The 21,717-nt window shown below is 44.7% G+C and carries 18 protein-coding genes and 1 pseudogene; 8 read left to right on the top strand and 11 right to left on the bottom strand.

Going from position 1 to position 21,717, the window contains the following annotated elements:
• Window positions 1-35 precede the first annotated feature (35 nt).
• Complete coding sequence (aspS, locus tag H6G48_RS19205) at window positions 36-1,823, bottom strand: aspartate--tRNA ligase (protein WP_190722870.1); 1,788 nt, start codon at window positions 1,821-1,823, stop codon at window positions 36-38.
• Window positions 1,824-2,176: 353 nt separating this feature from the next.
• Here aspS and H6G48_RS19200 point away from each other — a divergent pair, with 353 nt between their 5' ends.
• Window positions 2,177-2,959 carry an aldolase/citrate lyase family protein gene (locus tag H6G48_RS19200; protein ID WP_190722869.1) on the top strand — a complete coding sequence of 261 codons (783 nt, stop codon included), beginning with the start codon at window positions 2,177-2,179 and terminating at the stop codon, window positions 2,957-2,959.
• Between the two features lie 1,271 nt (window positions 2,960-4,230).
• Here H6G48_RS19200 and H6G48_RS19195 read toward each other — a convergent pair.
• Window positions 4,231-5,058 carry a DUF3598 family protein gene (locus H6G48_RS19195; protein WP_190722879.1) on the bottom strand — a complete coding sequence of 276 codons (828 nt, stop codon included), beginning with the start codon at window positions 5,056-5,058 and terminating at the stop codon, window positions 4,231-4,233.
• Between the two features lie 37 nt (window positions 5,059-5,095).
• Here H6G48_RS19195 and panD point away from each other — a divergent pair, with 37 nt between their 5' ends.
• A complete protein-coding gene (gene panD / locus H6G48_RS19190) occupies window positions 5,096-5,515 on the top strand; it encodes an aspartate 1-decarboxylase (RefSeq protein WP_052277873.1) in 420 nt (139 codons plus the stop codon).
• A gap of 74 nt (window positions 5,516-5,589) precedes the next feature.
• Window positions 5,590-6,777 (top strand): TRC40/GET3/ArsA family transport-energizing ATPase, encoded by a 1,188-nt coding sequence (locus H6G48_RS19185; protein WP_190722868.1) that lies wholly within the window; start codon window positions 5,590-5,592, stop codon window positions 6,775-6,777.
• A 449-nt stretch (window positions 6,778-7,226) separates the two neighbouring features.
• On the opposite strand, the gene H6G48_RS19180 is transcribed toward H6G48_RS19185, so the two are convergent.
• Window positions 7,227-7,982, bottom strand: a complete 756-nt coding sequence (locus H6G48_RS19180) for a cobalt-precorrin-6A reductase (protein ID WP_190722867.1) — start codon at window positions 7,980-7,982, stop codon at window positions 7,227-7,229.
• Between the two features lie 332 nt (window positions 7,983-8,314).
• Between H6G48_RS19180 and H6G48_RS19175 the strand changes: the two genes are divergently transcribed.
• Complete coding sequence (locus H6G48_RS19175; RefSeq protein WP_190722866.1) at window positions 8,315-9,763, top strand: family 10 glycosylhydrolase; 1,449 nt, start codon at window positions 8,315-8,317, stop codon at window positions 9,761-9,763.
• Between the two features lie 6 nt (window positions 9,764-9,769).
• Here the strand turns inward: H6G48_RS19175 and H6G48_RS19170 are convergent, their stop codons facing one another.
• Both H6G48_RS19170 and H6G48_RS19165 read right to left on the bottom strand, forming a co-directional pair.
• On the bottom strand, window positions 9,770-11,992 hold the full coding sequence (locus H6G48_RS19170; protein WP_190722865.1) for a GumC family protein: 2,223 nt from the start codon (window positions 11,990-11,992) through the stop codon (window positions 9,770-9,772).
• A 117-nt stretch (window positions 11,993-12,109) separates the two neighbouring features.
• Window positions 12,110-13,324 carry a polysaccharide biosynthesis/export family protein gene (locus H6G48_RS19165; protein ID WP_190722864.1) on the bottom strand — a complete coding sequence of 405 codons (1,215 nt, stop codon included), beginning with the start codon at window positions 13,322-13,324 and terminating at the stop codon, window positions 12,110-12,112.
• Window positions 13,325-13,426: 102 nt separating this feature from the next.
• Here H6G48_RS19165 and H6G48_RS19160 point away from each other — a divergent pair.
• Window positions 13,427-14,615 (top strand): annotated as a pseudogene (locus H6G48_RS19160) (RNA-guided endonuclease InsQ/TnpB family protein).
• Window positions 14,616-14,778: 163 nt separating this feature from the next.
• Here the strand turns inward: H6G48_RS19160 and H6G48_RS19155 are convergent.
• The 3 genes from H6G48_RS19155 to H6G48_RS19145 are packed head-to-tail and all read right to left on the bottom strand — an operon-like array spanning window position 14,779 to window position 17,600.
• Entirely contained in the window at window positions 14,779-15,525 is a 747-nt protein-coding gene (locus H6G48_RS19155; protein WP_190722863.1) for a cyanoexosortase B system-associated protein, read from the bottom strand.
• Window positions 15,518-16,423 (bottom strand): cyanoexosortase B, encoded by a 906-nt coding sequence (crtB, locus tag H6G48_RS19150; protein WP_190722862.1) that lies wholly within the window; start codon window positions 16,421-16,423, stop codon window positions 15,518-15,520. Before crtB ends, H6G48_RS19155 begins: the two co-directional genes overlap by 8 nt.
• Window positions 16,424-16,460: 37 nt before the next feature.
• Window positions 16,461-17,600, bottom strand: coding sequence for a DegT/DnrJ/EryC1/StrS family aminotransferase (locus H6G48_RS19145; RefSeq protein WP_190722861.1), 1,140 nt, complete (start codon window positions 17,598-17,600; stop codon window positions 16,461-16,463).
• Window positions 17,601-17,666: 66 nt separating this feature from the next.
• Here H6G48_RS19145 and H6G48_RS26945 point away from each other — a divergent pair, with 66 nt between their 5' ends.
• The gene (locus H6G48_RS26945; protein ID WP_277925624.1) at window positions 17,667-17,795 is read left to right on the top strand and encodes a hypothetical protein; all 129 of its coding nucleotides are present in this window, start codon (window positions 17,667-17,669) and stop codon (window positions 17,793-17,795) included.
• A gap of 134 nt (window positions 17,796-17,929) precedes the next feature.
• Here the strand turns inward: H6G48_RS26945 and H6G48_RS19140 are convergent, their stop codons facing one another.
• The gene (locus tag H6G48_RS19140) at window positions 17,930-18,247 is read right to left on the bottom strand and encodes a hypothetical protein (protein WP_190722860.1); all 318 of its coding nucleotides are present in this window, start codon (window positions 18,245-18,247) and stop codon (window positions 17,930-17,932) included.
• A gap of 27 nt (window positions 18,248-18,274) precedes the next feature.
• On the opposite strand from H6G48_RS19140, the gene H6G48_RS19135 reads away from it, so the two are divergent.
• The gene (locus tag H6G48_RS19135; protein ID WP_190722859.1) at window positions 18,275-18,889 is read left to right on the top strand and encodes a molybdenum cofactor guanylyltransferase; all 615 of its coding nucleotides are present in this window, start codon (window positions 18,275-18,277) and stop codon (window positions 18,887-18,889) included.
• Here the strand turns inward: H6G48_RS19135 and H6G48_RS19130 are convergent.
• Window positions 18,842-20,107: a J domain-containing protein gene (locus H6G48_RS19130; protein WP_190722858.1), complete on the bottom strand. Its 1,266-nt coding sequence runs from the start codon at window positions 20,105-20,107 to the stop codon at window positions 18,842-18,844. The genes H6G48_RS19135 and H6G48_RS19130 overlap by 48 nt on opposite strands.
• A gap of 105 nt (window positions 20,108-20,212) precedes the next feature.
• On the opposite strand from H6G48_RS19130, the gene H6G48_RS19125 reads away from it, so the two are divergent.
• Window positions 20,213-20,764 (top strand): ferric uptake regulation protein, encoded by a 552-nt coding sequence (locus tag H6G48_RS19125; RefSeq protein WP_002737956.1) that lies wholly within the window; start codon window positions 20,213-20,215, stop codon window positions 20,762-20,764.
• A 4-nt stretch (window positions 20,765-20,768) separates the two neighbouring features.
• On the opposite strand, the gene H6G48_RS19120 is transcribed toward H6G48_RS19125, so the two are convergent.
• Window positions 20,769-21,191: a SufE family protein gene (locus H6G48_RS19120; protein WP_002761229.1), complete on the bottom strand. Its 423-nt coding sequence runs from the start codon at window positions 21,189-21,191 to the stop codon at window positions 20,769-20,771.
• Between the last annotated feature and the right edge of the window lie 526 nt (window positions 21,192-21,717).

Here is a 21,717-nt window from a genome sequence, read left to right as displayed (position 1 = left end):
TTTTAAAAATTAGGTGGGCAATGCCCACCCTAATCTTAGGATGGCGGTTTGTAGGTAGAAGCAACGGATAATTCCTTTAATTGCTTCGCTGCCACTGTTGAAGGTGCAGAAGTGAGTAAACAACTAGCTTGCTGGGTTTTCGGGAAAGCAATCACATCGCGAATTGATTCTTCCCCGGCTAACAACATCACCAAGCGATCTAAACCGTAGGCGATGCCACCGTGGGGAGGGGTTCCGTATTCAAAAGCTTCTAACAAAAAGCCGAATTTATTATAGGCTTCCTCTGGGGATAGACCGATGGTGGCGAAGACTTTTTCCTGTACTTCCCGTTGATAGATCCGCAAACTGCCGCCACCGATTTCAATACCATTAAAAATCATATCGTAGGCGAGGGCGCGAGCGTGGGCTAGATCGTCTAAATCTTCGGGATTAGGGGCAGTAAAAGGGTGATGCAATGCTTCCAGGCGTTTTTCCTCGGCGTTGTATTCAAACATCGGGAAATCCGTCACCCAGAGGAGGTTGATTTTATCAGGATCAATTAATCCCAATTGTTCCCCTAAAACTAAGCGTAGGCGGGATAGGGATTTATTGACTGTATCGGTATCTCCCGCCCCAAATAAGAGCAGATGCCCCGGTTTTGCGCCAGTCTTCTCGATTAAAGCCTGTTTTTGTGCCTCTGTCAGGTTATCTTTAATCGCACCAATGGTATCAAAATCGTAGTCCTCGCGCACGCGGATGTAGGCGATTCCCTTCGCCCCCGCGTCGGTGGCTTCTTTGAATAAATCCCCACCCGGTTTGATTCTGACGTTAGAAATCGCCTCGTTACCGTTGGGAATCGGTAAAACTTTCACCGTCCCACCACTAGCGATCGCACCTGAAAACACCTTAAATCCCGAATCGGCAAAAATCTCCGCCACATTGACCAATTCCAAGCCAAAACGGGTATCGGGGCGATCGATCCCATAGCGATCCATAGCCTCAGAATATGTTAAACGGGGCAGGGGCAGGCTTATATCGATATTTTTGACTTTTTTGAAGATATGAGCAATCAAAGCCTCATTGAGGGCTAAAATCTCAGGTAAGGAGAGAAAACTCATCTCCATATCCAACTGAGTAAATTCCGGTTGACGATCAGCGCGCAGATCTTCATCCCGGAAACAGCGGGCGATTTGATAGTAGCGATCCATTCCCGACACCATTAATAATTGCTTAAATAGTTGCGGTGATTGGGGTAAAGCGTACCATTGGCCCGGGTTGACACGGGAAGGAACCAGATAATCCCGCGCCCCTTCGGGAGTCGATCGAGTCAAAATTGGCGTTTCCACTTCGATAAAATGCTGTTCATCTTCGAGAAAACGGCGCATTTCCTTGACAACTTGGTGACGTAGTTGTAAATTCTGACTCATACGCTCCCGGCGTAGGTCTAGATAGCGGTATCGCAAGCGCACATCTTCCCGGACCGATTCACTTTCGGAACTGGAGACGACAAAAGGCAGTTGTTTAGTAACCCCGTTGAGAATCTCGATGCTAGTGGCGTAAATTTCGATTTCTCCGGTGGCAATGCGCGGGTTAAGGGATTCGGTAGGCCTTTGACTGACTGTTCCCGTCACCTTGAGGACATACTCGTTTCTGACGGTTTCAGCGATCGGGTAGGAAGCGGGGGTTCGTTGGGGATCACTGACGATCTGGACAATACCACTGCGATCCCGTAGATCAATAAAAATAACGCCACCGTGATCGCGACGGCGATCGACCCAACCGAAGAGGGTGACACTTTTTTCAATTTCGATCGCGCTAAGGTCGCCACAGTAGTGAGTTCGCATAGTCTAACTAGAGAATTACTTATATTACGAATGTAGTATAGAAAGGATGTGGCCAGAAAAAAATCAGACGGCCTTGTTCATTATGCCAGTATTTTGTCGCTTTTGTCCCTTTGTTTAGGGTATTTTTATGGTTTCCTAAGTAGCTGGTTTTAATTAAATTGAAGATAGATTTTGGGTTCGATCCCCCCTGCCCCCCTTGATAAGGGGGGATCGGCACCCCCTTAATCCCTCCTGAATAAGAGGGCATCTGACAATTTTTAACACCTACTTAGTCCTCAGCCATCGGCTTTTCGCAGATGGGCTATAATCAACAAGGCTCATCTAGCAGTTACCAATTTTAAACGATTAAAAACATGAATTCCTTAGAAAAAAAAATGGTGGAACTGTTAAGAGAACTCAGGGAAGATCACCATGTTTCAGGGGTAAAAGCGGAATTCGAGACGGAAGGAACCCGACTGACGGAAGCGATGCGGTTGAAAGAAATTAGTCTGAAAGCGGGGGTAGATTTTAATCTGAAAATCGCCGGTTGCGAAGCGATCAGAGATATCTTTGATGCGGTTAATTTAGGAGTCGATCGCTTGATTGCTCCCATGGTAGAAACAGCCTATGCTTTACAAAAATATCTGCGGGCAGCTAGGAGGGTTTTAGCTGATCAAGGGGTGGAAGATGTGGAGTTATTAGTTAATATCGAAACGATTACTGCCTGTGAGAATTTTCAGGAAATGTTGGCGATTCCAGAGATAAAATCTCTCCATGGTATCGTGATCGGACGCATGGATTTAGCCTGTTCTTTGGGATTAACTCGCCAGGATGTGAATAGCGAGCAAGTTTTGGCTCTGGCTTTACCTTTGGCAAAAAAAGCTAAGGCTGCCGGTTTGACTGTTGCTATTGGGGGTGGGGTGTCACTGCATTCTTTACCGTTTTTCAAAATGTTCTGCCAAGGACATTTTGACCGCTTCGAGACGCGCAAAGTTATCTTTGATTGTCCCCAAGCTTTGGATAATTTCAGTTTAGCTTTGCCCAAGGCGATCGAGTTTGAATTACTCTGGCTAGAGAATAAAAAAAATTATTATGGTGCTATTGTTCGTGAAGATGACCAGCGTTTAGCAATCCTCCATGATTTACTTTTTGGGTAATGATTCGGTAGTAGTGCCGTAGCCCTGTTGCTTACCTAGTATGAATTGTGTAAAATATTCAGGGCTTGCTTAGTAAATCTAAAAACCTTGTTGGATCAGATTTTTAGGCTTTTTTGAAATCCAAAAGTGCCAGGGATTGGATCGTTCGGGGGGGAAATTGGCTCTCTTATTCTTGGTGTGATCAGTTTAACTTATAACGTAAGTACCTAAGCAAAATTAATTACACATATCTAACCACCTCTTGCCTCTTGCCTCTTGCCTCTTGCTTATCTTCACTAGGAAATTAATTTTGCACGACTACTTAGGGACTTGCGTAGGAATAATATCCCAGCCAGAAAATCGCTCTGTAGAAGAACCAGACCAGCCAGATGGTACATTATCAAAGCGCAAGTCCCTTATCGCTCTTCTGGGAGTCTGGCAAAAGTCTTAGAGTCTCTAAACTCTAGCTCTCTTATGGGGTAAGCCTTCAAGCTATCGCTAACTAACAGAAACCCGAAATTTGAGTTTTTATTAGAAAAAAAGTTAGCGATCACTTGTCAAGCAAGGGTTTCAGAATCTGGATTCGGTCAGGGATTTCCGAAAGTCCCAGAAGAGCGTTATATAGGAGTGATCAATCTTTGTGTCCTCTGTGTCTCTGTGGTTCCTTCCACACCCCACACCTGGCCCCCACCAACCAACTTTTTGCCGCAAACCCTAGATAGTTAACAGTTTCCCATCCCCAGTAGCTAATCTGGAGACTTTTCTCGCAGCACATCTGGTACATTTTGTCAAAAAAACTTTTTCGTTTTAACATAAGTACACATATTTTTGGCAAAAGATCTTTTTCGTCAGAGGAGCAATTGGCAAGTTTTTCCTGGGGACGAATTAGTCATCCTAGACTGGGTAAGGGTTTCAAGGCACAAAGACTAAAAATGCACAGAGTAAACCAATTCTTAGATTTTAGCAGCAGGCTGTAACTATTGCAATCTCGTTGACAAATAGGAATTTTTCTCAATTATTTTTTAAGAAAAGTAAAGATGAAGGAATGTAAATTTAAATCTTCTCAAGTATATTGGGATTTTGATAAATTTTGCTTATGTAAATTAACCCTTAGCATTTAGCTTCTGAGAGCAGTTATCTTATTGGTGAAGTACAAAGTTGTTGTTTTGGCAAGTCTCCGAGCAAGGAGACGATGCCAAATCCAGTTATAATTCATCTTGATCAGAAACGCTATATTTTTCAGTGTAATTGTCAATTTCCTTTTTATTATCAATCTAGCTGATGGCTGACGGCTAATAGCTTTCTTTTTCCTCCGTCACCAGAGTAATACCTGTCCATTCTCCCTTCTCGTTATAAGAACGAATTAAGCGCTGTCTTTGAGTAGGAGAAAGTAACCAACCCACCTCTAAAACAAAACGATGACCGGCAGTAATTTTCAGAGGTGTATTACAGGAGGCTCCATCGGGCAGCAGCAGGATTTGAATCGGCAGCGGACCATTTTCAAACAACAATCTTTGTCCCTCAATCCGAGCGCTAGAAGTAATTTGACTATCACCAAAAGTCAAAGTTTGCGAGAGATAATTATCCCCCTGACGCTCGATCGATACATGGGTAGAATAGGCAGGAGAATTATAAAAATCCCGTCCCGTTGTCACCGCTTGTCCCCGCCATTGACCCAGTAATTGCTCCACCGTTAACATCGGTCTTTCTGGTGACTGAGAATCAACTAACTTTTCCCGAATTAAAGTCAAGCGATCGAACTCACAGCGCTCATTAAATAACTGTACGATTCTTAATCGTCTTTCCCCAGAGATTAACCCAAATTCTGCTCCGAATTGTGAGGAAAAACTACTAAAATATAGAGAACCTTGGCAAAAAGCTCCCGTCTGGCTAAATAGAATACCCTGATGGAGAGAACTATACTCTAAAATCAAATCTTCTGGCGCTTGATCGCTGTAGAGACGGCGGACCAATTGACGAATCGATCGATTATTATTAATGCCTTGCAAAGATACCAAAGTCGGGGTATCTTCGATCAGATCGCCTTGGGGAGACAGACGGGTAAAAGAACCTTGCCATTGACCGAGATTTTTTAGTAAACATTCCCACTGGGAGAGCATAATAATTGAAGTAATTGGGGGAAATAGGACAAAATACATGGGAACAATTCGATTAATGCACGCCAAACTTCATCGAGTGCGCGTCAGCGAGGCTAACGTCGATTATGTCGGCAGTATCACTATCGATCGAGAATTGATTGAGCGGGTCGGCATTTTGCCGCTTGAAGAGGTGGATGTGGTCAATCTTAGCAATGGTAAGCGCTTTTCCACCTACGTTTTTCCGGGCCAAACCGGGGAAATTTGCCCCAACGGTGGTGCGGCTCTGCTCTGTCAACCAGGAGATATTTTGATTATCTATGCCTACGAACAACGTCCAAGGCAAGAAGTTCTCGAAAACGGTCATTTTGCCAAAGTTCTCGTCGCTGATGCTGAAAATCGCTGTCAGCAATTTTTTGAACAGAGCCTAATTCCCCGGGGTGATGGTCGGGGAGTGGAATTCTATAGCCAAGAATGCTGATTCTTGTCCTCAATTTGTTAACTTTCCCGTCATAATAAGAATAAGTAATGTAAATTTTCTTAGAATCAGCCCCCATGCGTGTAATTCTCATGACCGGTAAAGGAGGCGTGGGTAAAACCTCCGTCGCCGCCGCTACAGGACTCCGCTGCGCCGAACTTGGCTATAAAACCCTAGTTCTTAGCACCGATCCCGCTCACTCTCTCGCTGACAGTTTCGATCTCGAATTAGGTCACGATCCTCGTTTGGTACGTCCCCATCTTTGGGGGGCAGAATTAGACGCACTAATGGAATTGGAAGGCAACTGGGGCGCAGTAAAACGTTACATTACTCAGGTATTGCAAGCTAGGGGTTTAGATGGAGTGCAAGCGGAAGAATTAGCGATTTTACCCGGAATGGATGAGATTTTCGGCTTAGTTCGCATGAAACGCCACTACGATGAGGGTACTTATGATGTGTTGATTATCGATTCCGCACCCACGGGTACAGCCTTACGATTGCTGAGTTTGCCAGAAGTGGGCGGTTGGTACATGAGAAGATTTTACAAACCTTTACAGGGAATGTCGGTGGCATTGCGACCACTGGTGGAACCCTTTTTTCGACCGATCGCCGGTTTTTCCCTACCGGACAAGGAAGTTATGGACGCTCCCTACGAGTTTTATGAGCAGATCGAGGCTTTAGAAAAGGTTTTGACCGATAATACTCAAACCTCGGTACGTTTGGTGACAAACCCCGAAAAAATGGTGATTAAGGAGTCTTTACGCGCCCATGCCTATCTAAGTCTCTATAATGTTTCCACCGATTTGATTATTGCTAATCGGATTATTCCCGACAAAGTAACCGATCCCTTCTTTGCTCGTTGGAAAGAAAATCAACAGGGTTATAAACAGGAAATTTACGATAATTTTCATCCTTTACCGGTTAAAGAAGTTCCTCTCTACTCCGAAGAAATGTGTGGTTTACCCGCTTTGGAAAGACTGAAAGAAACTCTTTTTGCTGGGGAAGATCCGACGAAAGTTTATTACAAAGAAAACACTATTCGGGTAGTTCAACAGGAAAATAATTACAGTCTGGAATTATATTTACCCGGCATACCCAAGGAACAAATACAACTCAATAAAACTGGAGATGAGTTAAATATTCGCATCGGTAATCACCGTCGTAATTTAGTCTTACCCCAAGCTTTAGCAGCCCTGAAACCTTCCGGAGCAAAAATGGAAGATGATTACCTGAAAATCTCTTTTAGCAACGTGGTGAAAGTGTAATTTCCCTAGATTGGGTGGGAAGCTTTTCAGTGATCAGTAATCAGTAATCAGTGAACTGAAAAATAACATCTGATCCTAAATCTGGTTATTAAAGACTGATTATTTATTCCCTTTTTTGCATGAGTGCATGAGTAGAAAACGGGTTTCTCCGAGAAACCCGTTTTCTGTGCGTTGCTCAACGGATTTAGTATGATAACTGATAGCTGTCTCCCATCAACCCTCTCGACTGGGAAATTAATTTTGCACGACTACTTAGGGTTTGCGGCAAAAAGTAGGGGCGAAGCATTCGGATAGAAAATCTACGGTTTCAGCGATAGGTTATTGCCCGAATGCTTCGCCCTGACAGGACTTGAAAATCTGGCAGCTCCTTCGCCAAAAACGACCCCATCACCCCATCACCAGACAATTGACTTTTTCAGCCAACCTTACTGATGATTTTCCCAGAAAAATCAAGAGAGCCATCTTTTTTCTAACCATGCCAGGACACTTTCAACATCTGCCACTTTTTCTCCTTCAGGTACGGGTGGACGTTGCACCATGACCACAGTTATTCCCAACTCTCTAGCGGCGATAATTTTGGCGTAGGTGGCATCACCGCCGCTATTTTTACTCACGATCGCCCCAATCTTATATTCTTGTAAAAGAGAGCGCTCTGACTGCAAGGAAAAAGGCCCCCGTTCCAATAATAATTTTCCAACCGGTACGATGGCATCTGGTTCCGGAGGGTCAATCATCCGCATCAAAAACCAGATATTGTTTAAATGTCCATAACTTGCCAGTTCTTGCCGACCAATAGTGAGAAATATCCGCGGCGCTAACCCGGGTAAAATATTCGCCGCAGCTTGATTGTTTTCTACTTCAATCCAATTATCTCCAGATACTTTTTCCCAAGCTGGACGTCTTAACATTAATCGAGGAATACCACAATACAAGGCGGCTTGAGCGGCATTAAAGGAAATTTGTGCGGCAAAGGGATGGGTGGCATCAATTAAACAATCAATGCCTTCTTGGCGCAGATAATTGGCTAACCCGGTGGCACCACCAAACCCCCCCCGGCGAGAAGGAGTTGTGAGAGTAATCGGTTCTCTCGTGCGACCTGCCAAAGAAGCGATGGCATCTATACCCGGAATTGCCGCAATTTTAGCCGCTAATGCCGCCGCTTCCCCCGTTCCCCCTAAAATCAGCACTCTTTTATTTTTAGTCATCTAGCAATTGCCAAAAGGTTAACTAATTTTCCATCTTCCTATCTTGCCTTGCAAAGGAAAGATATTGGGGGGTTACACAAGAGCTAGAACCTCTGGAAATGCGTTACAAGGGAGATCCTTGCAACGAGGTAATCTAAACATATTGACTTTCGCTGTATAATGCAAATACAGTCTATCAACTCTCTACTTGCGCTTAGAAATTAGTTGAAGGCTTACCCGATAAGAGAGCTAGAGTTTAGAGACTGTAAGACTTTTGCTAGAGTTCTAGAAGAGGGCTAAAAAAATAGCAAACTAAGAAAATTTTTCCTTTGCTACTTTTGCCGTGAACAACTATGTTAAAGAAAGTCAATTCTCTGCGATCGCTATCCTGTTTCCTCGCTATAATCCTCTGGAGTAGTCCTCTCGGGATTAACTCTAGCCTCGCTGTCAATGATAATTGTCAACTCTCCGAATCGGAAATCAAACAACAAGAAAATCTGCGTCAAACTTCCCCCCAAGAATATAACATTTTAGTACAGAAATATGCTGAACAATTGCGCTTTTGTCGTTCCCGACACTGGTTACAGGAACAGGCAATCTGGTTGCGTCTCTACTCCTGTGATACCCGTCCCGGAGCGATAGAAAGTATCCTCGATCGCATCGTGGCCAAAGGTTATAATATAGTTTATCTGGAAGTTTTTGCCGATGGTCAAGTCTTATTACCTCCTAACAATAATCCCACGGTTTGGGATAGCGTGATTAAAAATCCGGGTGCCGGAAATGTGGATTTATTAGCACAGGCGATCGAACAGGGACATAAACGCGGTTTAAAGGTGTACGCTTGGTTATTTAGCCTCAATTTTGGCTATGCTTATAGCTTAAAACCCGAGCGACAGGAGGTGTTAGCACGCAATGGTAAAGGACAGGATAGCACCTCTTTTGTCGATGATCGATCCCAAACTTTTGTCGATCCCTACAGCAATCAAGCGCGACAGGATTATTTAATTCTCCTAGAAGCCATTTTACAACGTCGTCCCGATGGAGTTTTATTTGATTATATTCGCTATCCCAGAGGAACAGGAGTCGATTCCGTGGCTGATAATGTCCAAGATTTATGGATTTTTAGTCCGGCATCCCGACAAGCTTTAATTAATCGAGGATTGAATAATAAGGGCAAATTTTTAATCGATCGCTATCTGACTCGCGGCCAAATTTCCCCCCATGATATCGTCGAAGCCGAGCGCCTTTATCCCCAAGAAACCGCCCCTCTTTGGCAGGGTAGAATCCCCTTAGAAGAGGAGATGAAACAATCAGTTCAAAGTCGTTTTGATCGCCTCAAATTAGAACTTTGGTTCCTAGCGGTTGCCCATGCTGCCCAGGGTGTAATTGATTATATTAGTTATTTTTCTGCCCTAGTGGAACGTCAGGGAATTCCCGCCGGGGCAGTGTTTTTTCCTGATGGAAATCGTCTTGTGGGTAATCAAGGTTTTGATTCCCGTTTACAAGCTTGGGATAGTTTTCCCGCTTCCCTAGAATGGCATCCCATGTCCTACGCTAATTGTAACGATACCACCTGTGTGGTTAATCAGATCAAAAGAGTAGTGGCAAGCAGGGGAAATCAAACTCCTGTTATCCCAGCTTTAGCGGGTTTATGGGGACAACCCTATAACAATCGTCCCTCCTTAGAAGTGCAAATGGAAGCGATTCGCCTAGCCTTTCCCACCATAGATAGTATCAGTCATTTTGCTTTTTCTTGGCAAGAACCACAATTCGATCGAGCCAGAAGATTTTGTCATAAGTAACCGCATTTACACCTCCACTTTCACTTCCTCTGTCTCTGTTTTTTCCTGTAGTGGGGGAACTATCAAAGGCGGCAGTTCCGATCCGGGGGTGTTGAGAGTCGGTGTAATATCGACGTAGTTAATCACCGCCCCTAAAATTTTCACTTCCGCTTCTGTTAACTGGTCAGTTGCTTCACTCAAGAGACTAGAACGAGTTATCGCCTGGCGCGTTACCAGAATAATCCCGTCCGCTAGTTCTTCTAAGAGCAGCGCATCATTACAGCTAGACAGAGAAGGAGTATCCACAATCACCAGATCGAAACGGCCGCGAGAATCTTTGAGAATTAATTGTAATTCGCTCGATTCAATGATAGCTGCCGCTTGTTTTTGCGGACCGGGACTAGGCAAAATGGAAAGGTTTTCTATATTTGGGGCCAGCCGGATCGATTTACTTTTTGCCCCGTAGTAAAGTAGGGGTTCTCGGAAAGAATTGGGATCGGGAGTGACTCCGATTTCTTCGGCCTTAGAGGGACTTCTCAGATCTCCTTCGACTAACAGAGTCCGTCGGCCCGCTAAAGATGCTGCAATCGCCAGATTATAGGCAGTGGCGGTTTTCCCCTCTCCGCCAGTAATGCTGGTGACAACAACCACTTTCACCGTTTCGCCGCCGCCCACAAGTCGCAGGGTACTGCGTAAACGTTCGTAGTAGGGGAGATAATTGGCATTAGCATCGGCGAGAATCGGCTCGATTTCCTCGCCCTCTAAATTCCGCACAATCGGCAATTGTCCTAAGACTAGTATATCCCGACTAACCAAAGCTTCCCGCAATTCTTGGGGACTGTGCAGGCGATCATCGATCACTGCTAACAGGAGAATCGTACCCAATCCGGCTAAAGTTCCCAACCCAGCACCCACCAAGAGAATCAAGGTACGATTCTTGCGGTTAAACACCTGTTCGATCGGTTGAGCCACTGGCGTTTGGGCGACGGTGAGACTACCCACGGTTTCCGCTTCTGCAGCCTGAGCATCCACCAGAGCATTGAGAATATTCTCGTAGATACCCCGTTGAAAGGCGACGGCTTGGGTTAAACGAGCTTGCTGTAGCTGTTTATCGGGGAATTTCTCGTATTGGGAGCGTAATTGCTGTTCCTGAGTCACTAAGGATTCTAATTGTTTCATTAAACCCTCGCGCTGGGTTTGCAGGGTGACTAATTGAGCCGCTAGTTGTTGACGGGTGGCATCGAGATTACTTTGCTGACGGATGCGACTGCTGGGAAGATCGGTCAGGATGCCATCTTTTCCGATCACCTCGGCGGCTCTTTTTTGTAAGAGAGATTCGTTAACTTGCTGTTGTTTGCGTAATTTAACTACGGTGGGATGTTCGGGACGTAAATCCTTCTGTAGTCGCTCCAATTGGGCTTCCGTGTCCAAGATCTGCGCTCGGATACTGGCAATAATCGGGTCGGCACTAAGGGCCGAGGAGGTGTAAGCTTGATCGGGGGTTAAATCGAGTTGTTCACTCAGACTATTAATCTGTCCTTGAATGCCTTGCAGTTCTAGGCGAATTTCTCGCTGTTGCTGTTGACTACTGGTGATCGCGGTGAATAAACTCCCATCTTGAATCGCCAATAAATCTGAACCCTGGGTACTAATGTAGCGATAAAACTTTTCTTCGGCTCTGGTTAAATCTTTTTGGACTTCGTTAAGTCGGACACTGAGAGCTTCTATGCGGGCCCGTAACTGGGAAGTATTCAGCCAGCGACTGTATTCCACCATTTCCTTCATCAAGGTTTCGAGAATTAACTCCGCCTTGGCCTGGGAGTCGGCCGTTAACTCTAAAAGTATTTCTTGGGGTTGGTCGGTTCCTGTAGATCGATTGCTATTATTTTTTTGTCCCTCCGCTTCACCGGGGAAGGTGATTTTCAAATCTCGATCGCGAATTTTAACGATCTGTTCCTGATTAAATTGCAGTTTTTTGGCGGCATTGACCAATACCCGGGGAGACAGCAGTAAATCGCGGTCAATAGCCCGCCCTTGTTCTTGCAGTTGGGTTCCTGTACTGGTAAAAGCCGGCGGCGGCACCCGGTAGGCCAATTGTCCCACCGCCCGATAAAAGGTGGGGGGTTTCTCAGGATCGGGTAGGAGAGCAAAGATCACAGAACCACCTAAACAGACCAGGAAGACGAATATTCCCACAAATTTGTTCTGATCTAGCGAGATGAGAAATCGTTTAACAATTGGTAGAGCCATAGCTTTTTAATATATTCCCAGATTCTTTACATTTTAGCGGTCAAGAGTGATTCTCGCCCTTGAAATCCTAGCTTATGAAGTTGTGTTAAGGAGTGAAGGGAGCAAGTTGCCCCTCAATTATTGGAAGTTATTGAATTGATTGCTAAGGTTGAGAATTGTATTGGTAAAATTGGAAATATCCCGAATGGGTTGGGTAATGATATTAAAAGCGGCGAAAATTTCCCCTAATAGGGTGCGGGTAACGATAATTACGTCTTGATCTTCTAAGGGAACATTTTGGGAGATATCTCCCCTAACTGCCGCTATCGGACTCAAAGTTTGACTAACAATTCCCCCTTTGGCACTATCAAAACGTAGCAGAGACACTTCATTGACATTAATCCGCAGGCGATCGGAAACCGGTAAACTAGCCACCACATCGATGAAGGTGCTGCCATTGGGAATCGAAACATTTCTCAGGGCAATTCCCGAAGGAACTAAGGGAGCTAAAACCCTGACAGTGATATTCTGCTGGGTGAGGGTGGTTCTCGCCACCAGTGTGCGATTATATCCCGTTTCTTGGCCCACTTCTAACTTGGAAACAATCACGGCATCGCCCCCTTGCAGACGCATATCTGGCAAGCGTTCCCCTTTAATTAAGGGAGTATAAAGGTCAAGTTTCTCCTCTAATACTGTACCATCGACTAAAACCCGACGGACAACGATCGAACGCAGATCGGCTCTGGGAGTGCCACCCCCCGCCGCCAAAAGTACCTGCGCTAGGGGAGTATTAGGAGCGATACTATAAAACCCCGGTCGCTGTACCTCTCCCAGAATGGTTAACTGGACGGGACGGGCAGTGGTTAAAACCGCAATCACTTCCGGTTCCTCCCGCAAGTATTTTCGCCCCAATTCGAGGCGGATTTTAGTTTGCACTTCGTCTAAAGTCAAGCCCAGCACAGGAATACGCCCTAAAATCGGCACCAGAAAATTACCATCGGGATCCACCGGCCCCGTGGAATTAAATTCGGGAAAATCGGGAACCGAGACAGTAATTTGATCGCCGATATCGAGTCGATAGGCCTGAATTTGTCGGGATTGGCGATTATTAGGAGAGTAAACCGGTGGACTGTAGCCGGTAGGGGGAATCGTGTTTTCAGGAAAGGTGGGATTAGGGGGTTGGGGGGGCAAAAATTCCAACCCGGCCCCCGGTTGAGTCTGGGGTATGGACAAAGGCCCCTGGGCCTTGAGTCTCTCGGAGTCAATTACCCACAAGAACCCTGTCAGACCCAACCCTGATAAGGCTATGGCCCCAGTTCTGAATAAACTAACTGGCAAAAACTTGTTGAGCATTGGTGGAATCATCGAAAATTTGGGTCTGAAACCCCGCCGTTTTACGGCGGCTTTACCGTTAAATACTAGCGCATTTAGACGATATATTCTAGAATGTGAGGCATGGAAAAAGCCTATTCGTTTCGATTTTACCCCACACCAACACAAGAGTCGCTATTGCGGCGCACATTGGGCTGTGTAAGATTAGTTTACAATAAAGCTCTCCACGAACGAACACAAGCATGGTATGAAAGACAAGAAAGAGTAGGATATGCTGAAACTTCTTCAATGCTAACCGATTGGAAAAAACAAGAAGAATTAGACTTTTTAAACGAAGTAAGCTGTGTACCTTTACAACAAGGGTTAAGACATTTACAAACAGCTTTTACTAACTTCTTTGCTGGTCGTACTAAGTATCCTAACTTTAAGAAAAAACATCAAGGAGGAAGTGCCGAATTTACCAAATCTGCTTTTAAATTTAAAGACAAACAAATCTATTTAGCTAAATGCACAGAACCCTTACCTATTCGATGGTCAAGACAAATACCAGAAAGCTGTGAACCAAGCACAGTAACAGTCAGATTACATCCTTCTGGACGCTGGCATATTTCAATTAGATTTGATGACCCAACGATTAAGCCTTTACCAGTAACAGATAAAGCCATTGGAATTGACTTAGGAATTAGTAGCCTCGTGATTACCAGCGATGGCGATAAAGTGTCTAATCCCAAGCATTTTAAAAAGCATTATCGGAGACTGCGAAAGGCCCAAAAAAATCTGTCTAGAAAACAGAAAGACTCAAAAAATCGGGAAAAAGCAAGAATCAAAGTAGCAAGGATTCACGCTCAAATCACCGATAGTAGAAAAGACCATTTACATAAGCTAACCACTCAATTAGTTCGGGAAAACCAAACGATTGTGGTTGAGAATTTAGCCGTCAAGAATATGGTCAAAAACCCGAAATTATCTCAGGCAATATCTGACGTTAGTTGGGGAGAAATCCCTCGACAATTAGCCTATAAATGCCGTTGGTATGGGAGAAACTACATCGAAATAGATAGATGGTTTCCTAGTTCTAAAAGGTGTAGTAATTGTGGGCATATTGCCCTTGAAAATGCCGTTAAATGTTCGAGAGTGGGACTGTCCAGACTGTGGGACACACCATGACCGAGATATTAACGCCAGTAAAAATATTTTGGCCGCAGGGCTTGCGGTGTCAGTCTGTAGAGCGACCATAAGACCAGAACAGAGTAAATCTGTTAAGGCAGGTGCGGAACCCCGCAAGGGAAAGAAGCAGAAACCCAAATCGTGAGGTTTGGGAATCACCGTCCGTTTACGGCGGTGAGGATGTCAAACAGATATATCAATTTATTTTCTGAGAGTTATCTAGTGGGAGAGGAACAAAGAAGCTATTAAGGACTAGAAAAGTGCCTTGAGCTAGTTTTTTTTTAAACAGATAGTTGGGAGCAGAAAAACTACTTTTCTTTTTTGGTCTCAGGCAGAGAAGTTAATTGACTTAAGACATTTTGTTCTAAGTTACTTTGAACTTCCCCGGCGAGATTGAGAGCAAAGGGAGTGAGAGTTTGCAGTTCTTTGGTCGGGTCTAAGGGAATCACCAAGGAAACGGCTATCCAGGGTACTCTCTGTCTTTTTAATTGCGCCCATTGGTCAAGCCAATACCACACCGAGGGATCGTAATGACCACCACCTAGCCAAGCATACCATTGCACCACGGCAAAGGTGTTTTGTGTCCAGGCACGATAGAATCGAGCCGTGGCCTTTCCTCCCGACTGGGTGGGGATTAATAGCTCGGTTGTTTCCCCCTGATTCCAACGACTAATCGAAGTGATATCCGACCATTCTAATCCTGGTTGATTTTTATAGTATATCTGTGGCTTTAAAAGCACGGTGATCCTCTTGCCTTCAGGAGTTTCCACCACTTGTACCGACCATTTTCCCTCACCGATTTCTCCTTGGCTCTGGTCGATGGTTTTCAGGTCAGAGAACTTGATTCCCGATTCTTGTAGGACTCGCATTTTCTGAATATTACCGATTCTCGGTTGCTCCACCCAAGACCACTGGCCAGAAATTAAATTGGGCAAGATACCGCCTAAAATCAATAGCAGCAGCAGGCACAACAGCAGTAAATAATTACCCGGGAGCTTTTTTTTGACTTTATCTAACACTAAAGTTACCTCGGCTGGAATTTTTTGACTAATCATCCTGGTTACCTTCCCCTTGAGCTAGGGACTTTTTCTTAACCGCCTCGCGATACTGCATGATTTGGAAGACCAAAAGGATCAGTAATAACATAAAGACGGAGTATAAATCACCCCCCCAGCTATCGTGGAGTAATTTAAAGTTTGCCTCTTGTCCTGTGCCGTGAAACCAAGCTAAAAGCGCGTTACGAATGATATTAGCCCCGACACTAATTCCAAAGGCACTGAGGAGCATAAAGCGGGTTTTGCGACCGTTTTCGATGGTATTAGTCCAATGGAGCAGCAGCAGCGTGACGTAAAGACTGGTAAATAACATTTTCAGCCCCGCACAGTAGGGAGCGACTTCCACCATCCTACCTTCCACCGCTATATAGACACCGTCAACGGAGACATCTAGGCCCGCTTGCTGGAGAATAAAACCAGAGCAAGCGGCAATAAAAACCTGTAGGGGTAGGGTATAGGGAGTGATCAGGTAGGGTATGGGATTAGGAGTCGCTAAGGCTGTTAAAAGTAGGGGAAATCCCTGTAATTTAAAACCTTCCGTTCCTTTTAACCAGAGACAGATTCCCGCTAAAATAATCGGGAAAGACATACTAACCCAAAGAGAGGAACCGAGGAGATAAAAAATCGCTCCTAGGGTTAACAAAAACGCTCCGAGGGGGTGGGAGCGATCTTCGAGGCGTTGCCATTTTTTACGATTCTGCCAGACAATATAGGCGGCGTAGGGAAGGCCAATCAAGCCGTGGCTAAAGTATTCGTGTTCGATGCCGATCGATTTATTCAGCCAACCATCGTACCAGTGAAAGATCACCGGACCATAGATAACCGCCAAGAAACCGATCATCAGCCAAGATTGCCGATTTTTCTGGGATACGGGGGATAAGGAAGGACTAATACCCATAGGACGGAGCGATTTAGTGACAAATTCTGAATTTATGTTACCCGATGATCGCAGTAATCTGTTCAACCACGATTTCAATTTGCTCCTCGCTGATGCCGGGGTACATGGGGAGAGAGACAATTTCTTCACAGAGAATCTCTGCATTAGGAAAGTCTCCCTGTTGATAACCGAGGTAGCGATAGGCCGGTTGCAGATGACAAGGAATCGGATAATGAATGCCGGTTTGAATACCGACGGCAGTTAATTGTTCTTGTAGTTGTTGGCGCTCAACGGGACAATGGGCGAGGATGCGAATAACGTAGAGATGATAGACATGACCGGTCTCGGTTTCGTCCCGTATGGGTAAAATGCCCTTATCGGCTAAGGGAGCCAAAAGCCGGTCGTATTGTCTTGCCGCTTGATGACGGGAGCGATTCCAGCCTTCCAGATGGGGTAATTTAATGTTTAAAATGGCGGCTTGTATGCTATCTAAACGGCTATTAGTGCCGATATCGGTGTGGAAATACTTGCTCGGTGCGCCATAATTTCTTAAACTGCGGGCTTTTTGGCTAATTTCTGGATCATTGCTCACTAACATTCCGCCATTGCCAAAAGCACCCAAATTTTTACTGGGATAAAAACTAAACCCCGCCGCCACACCGACACTGCCGGCGCGATAACCTTCTCTACTGGCTAAATGGGCCTGGGCCGCATCTTCAAAGATAATCAGATTATAGCTGCGGGCAAAATCCTCTAATTGTTGGGGTGATACCATCTGTCCGTACAGGTGTACGGGGAGAATGGCGCGGGTGTTGGGGGTAATTTTTTGGGCAGCCGCCGCGAGGTCAATTAAGGCCGTATCGAGGTGACAATCAACTAAAATCGGTTTGGCCCCCGCTTGAATAACACCCATGAGGGTAGCGACAAAGGTATTAGCGGGGACTAGCACTTCATCCCCGGCACCGATGCCGTAAGCTTGTAAAGCCAGGGCAAGAGCAGCCGTGCCAGAAGCTACTCCCACAGCATACTCGACTCCGCAAGCTTGGGCGAAGGCGGTTTCAAATTCGGCTAAAGCTTGGCCTAAAACAAAATCTCCCCGGTCGATAACTGTTTGGATTGCCTCGGTAATTTTTGCTTGTAGGGGCTGATTTTGCCAAGTTAAATCGACAAAGGGAACTTTGATTAAATGGGAATTCATCTAGTGCTTGTTTATGAAGATATGGTTCTTCGGTTTGTGTTATGTGATGGACGGGGGTTATAAGGGATGAAACCCTTATATAGAAAGACATGGCTGCGATTTTTGCCAATTGCTTTCGATCTAGAACGAGCTAATCAATTAAGTCTCTTGCCAGATAAGGATTTAGTCGATTTATGCCCCCTGCTCGAACCATAGCAAGTAACGAAGAACCGAAGATATTAATATTAAGTATCAAGAGACTAGCATAGATTTGAGCAAGTTGGCTAGATTCCTATTCAGGGGATTTGGCCTTGACTTGGCCAAAAGAATCAAGTTGACTGCCTAGCTACTTATTTTTGCTGCCAAACTTTGAAGATAATTCCTAGGCAGAGGAGAATATAAGCAGAAGTTAATAAACCGTTCCAGTATAAAAAGCGAAAACTCAAGGTTTGGTCGCTGAAAGTAGCCCCAGTCCAGAGGAAAGCGTAAAAAAGTAGCCATCCTAGCGTTAAATTCAGGGATAAGCGACTAATTTGCCGTTCTTTTCCCTTTCCTTCCCCTTGATACCATGTCCAAGCGGAGGGAATCACTCCTAGAAAGGGAATTAGATATAACATTAATTGCAGGCGTTCTAATTTGCGATCGCCAAAAGGGTCGTGATTAATCATGGTATTTTTCCGATAGAACTGGTTATTATGAGTGATTTTCCCGCTTTAACGGCGTTAATTCTGGCCGGTGGCGAAAGTTCCCGTATGGGACGAGATAAAGCCTTATTATCTTTTCAGGGTGTCTCTTTTCTAGAGAATACTTGTTTAATTGCCCAAGATTGTGCAGTACAAGTGTCTGTGATTACGCCTTGGCCGGAACGTTATGAACTTATCATTCCCCCATGCTGCCGGATAATTAGGGAACCTCTCCCCACTAGGGGGCCTTTATTGGCCTTTGCCTTGGCATTAACTTTTGTATCAACCGATTGGGTTTTATTGCTCGCTTGCGATTTACCTTTACTAACGCCCCCAATTATGCAAGGATGGTCAAGATTATTAGCCACTGTACCAGAAAATGCCATCGCTTTGGTTCCCCGGTGCGGCTCTCGTTGGGAGCCTCTCTGTGGTTTCTATCATCGTCGTTGTTTAGCATCTTTGCAGACTTATATTCAGCAAGGGGGAACTTCTTTTCAAAAATGGTTAAATGTCTCCGTGGTGGAGGAATTAATCATCGATAATTCCGAGATTTTATTTAACTGTAATACCCCGGAAGATTTAGAGATAATAATAAACTCCCCAGATGTTGACAGTAAGAAACCCTAGCACAAAAGGGACTAAAAGTAAAGATATCGGCCAAGGAATGTTGGATAAATGGCGATAACCATAGTAGAGCATTCCGGTTAGATAACCGCCGGTTACACCGATAATTGCGCCGACAATATCGCCATTTATGGATAAATAGGAAGTGAGCAAAATGACGAGGGAAAAGGGCAAAATTATCAAGCCACCTAAAAATATATCGCCAGTGATACTACCATATTTATTACTTAATTTTCTGCCTAACCAACTAGATAAAGTCAGAATAATAAAAGGAAATACTGCCCAGCCTAATAACAGCAAAAAATCAGATTTAACTGTCCAGTTTTGCCAAGTAAAAGCGATGAAAAAACTGCTGATGATTGCTGCCAATACACCTGTAGCCAAAGCCTGATTACGGTTAAGCTTTAAAAAAGCTTCTGCTAGACCGGTCTTGGGTTTGAGCAAAGATGAGCCAGAGATTTTCAGCAAATTAAAAACAATAAAAAGAGTTTTTGACCACTTGATCGATTGCCGTTGTCGATAACTTTTCTGAGAGTCTCTTAACTTATTTGCAATGGCATGATAGCGGCGAAAATTTCCCTGTTGCTTAAATTTCTTGGCCGCTATTTGGAAATCTTTTCGTGCTGCCGGCAGTTCCGAGAGTTCCTCTAGAGCCAATCCTCTTTGATAATAGAATTGGGGGTTATCTGGGTCAATGGCGATTGCTTTTTTATAAGCTTCTAGGGAGGATTGGGTGTAACCGAGTCGTTGACGGGATAAACCGAGGTAATAGTAAGCTTGGGAACAATCGGGTTTTAACTGCAAAACTTGCCGACAATCGCTTAAAACTTGCCGATCCTGCTGATTATGGTAGTAAACTTCCGCCCGTTGCAGATAGGCCTGCCAAAATTGCGGATTAATTGCGATCGCTTGCTGGTAAAATGCGATCGCTAATTGATAATTTCTCTCTTGAGCGTAGTGCCATCCCTGTTGATAAAAATCCTCGGCACTGGGGGTAAAAGTGGGTATTTCTGGGGATAAACGGCGATCATACTCTTTTCTTTGACCTTTATCGCTCAAAACCCGATAAGCTTGTTCAATTTCCCGAAATTTTGTCACTGCCTCCGGATCATTGGGATTATAATCGGGGTGATATTGCCGGGCCAGACGACGAAAAGCGGCTTTTATCTGATTATTACTGGCATGACGGGGAATTTGCAGGATTTCATAGTAATTTTTCATACTTGAATGCGGGGGGAATTTTCAACTACTTAAAATTGTTGCCAATGGCTCGCCGAAACGACTATCATTGTCAATTAAATAGCTTTTATTGAGAGTTGATCGCTTATGTCTGCCTACACTGCTTCCTCCCTGAAAGCGGAACTCAACGCGCGGGGGTGGCGCTTAACTCCCCAGCGAGAGAAAATTCTGCACGTTTTCCAGAATTTACCGAAAGGCAATCATCTCAGCGCCGAAGAATTGCAGGAATTGCTGGACAAAAGGGGGGAAGGAATTAGTTTATCGACAATTTACCGCAGTGTTAAACTGATGTCGCGGATGGGAATTTTGCGGGAGTTGGAATTGGCCGAGGGTCATAAACACTACGAACTCAATCAACCCTATCCCCACCACCATCATCATTTGGTCTGTATTCAGTGCAATAAAACCATCGAATTTAACAATGATTCCATTCTCAAACACAGTCTCAAACAGTGTGAGAAAGAGGGTTTTCAGTTAATTGACTGTCAGTTAACGGTGATGGCCATCTGTCCGGAAGCTTTGCGGATGGGTTGGCCGTCGGGAATACCGAGTAATTGGGGCTGTACGCGTTCGCTGGTGGATACTCGTTTCCAAAACTGCGAGATTCCCGAATCAAAGGAACCGGAACCAGAAAACTAGGTATCTAAGCGGACATTCCCAACTGAAAACCGAGAGCTTTTTTCTGCATTAATTGGAAAATATTATAAAATCCGTTGGCGCGGGAAGGGGTAAGACTGACTTTTAAGCCGGTTTCTTCGATAAAATCCGGGGTGACTTGCAGGATTTCCGTGGGAGTCAGTCCATTGAAACCCTCGATTAACAAAGCAACTAAACCCTTGACTAATTGCGCGTCGGAATCCCCTTTGTACCAAACCTGGCCATTTTCGAGGTCGGCAGTGATATAAACTTGGGATACACAGCCATGAACTTTATTAGCGGGTATTTTGGCAGATTCTGGTATTGGTTCTAGTTTTTTAGCAAAAGCTAGTAATTGTTCGTATTTTTGCTTAGGATCGGTACGACGTTTGAGGCGTTCGACGATGCGATCGAGATTAGACGGGAGCATATTGCAAGTTAAAATAGGAAAAAATTAGCCAATAGCTTTTTTATATTAGCATTCTCGCGGAAGTTGAGCGCTGTAGTTATCGTTACCAGGACTGCCTTGGTCAAAGCGCATTGATGCTATCTGCTAGAATTGGCATCAATGAAATACCACGCTTGCAGGAGCTATGGTTAACCTTTCCTACAATAAAAATCGCCTTCTTCCCAGTTCCGAAGAATGGGAGCATCTCACCTTTGTAACCCCTAAATCAGGTTTTTATGTCAAGCTATTTTGAAAGCCTTGCTAGAAACCAGTTTTAGGGACAAGTATAATTACTCGCTTGCATAAATGAGATGCTCCCCATATTATTTCCTCAATTTTGAGTTAGGGCAATTTTCGTCCATTCGTAAGTGTTCCATTCATCCATTGCCTCAGTATTGACATCCTCGCCGCCGTAAAACGGACGGCGATTCCCAAACCTCACGATTTAGGTTTCTGCTTCTTTCCCTTGCGGGGTTCCGCACCTGCCTTAACAGATTTACTCTGTTCT

Source organism: Microcystis flos-aquae FACHB-1344 (assembly GCF_014698375.1).
Classification (GTDB): domain Bacteria; phylum Cyanobacteriota; class Cyanobacteriia; order Cyanobacteriales; family Microcystaceae; genus Microcystis; species Microcystis aeruginosa.
The sequence above is the reverse complement of the archived record's forward strand: the minus strand, read 5'-3'. Positions and strand labels throughout refer to the sequence as shown.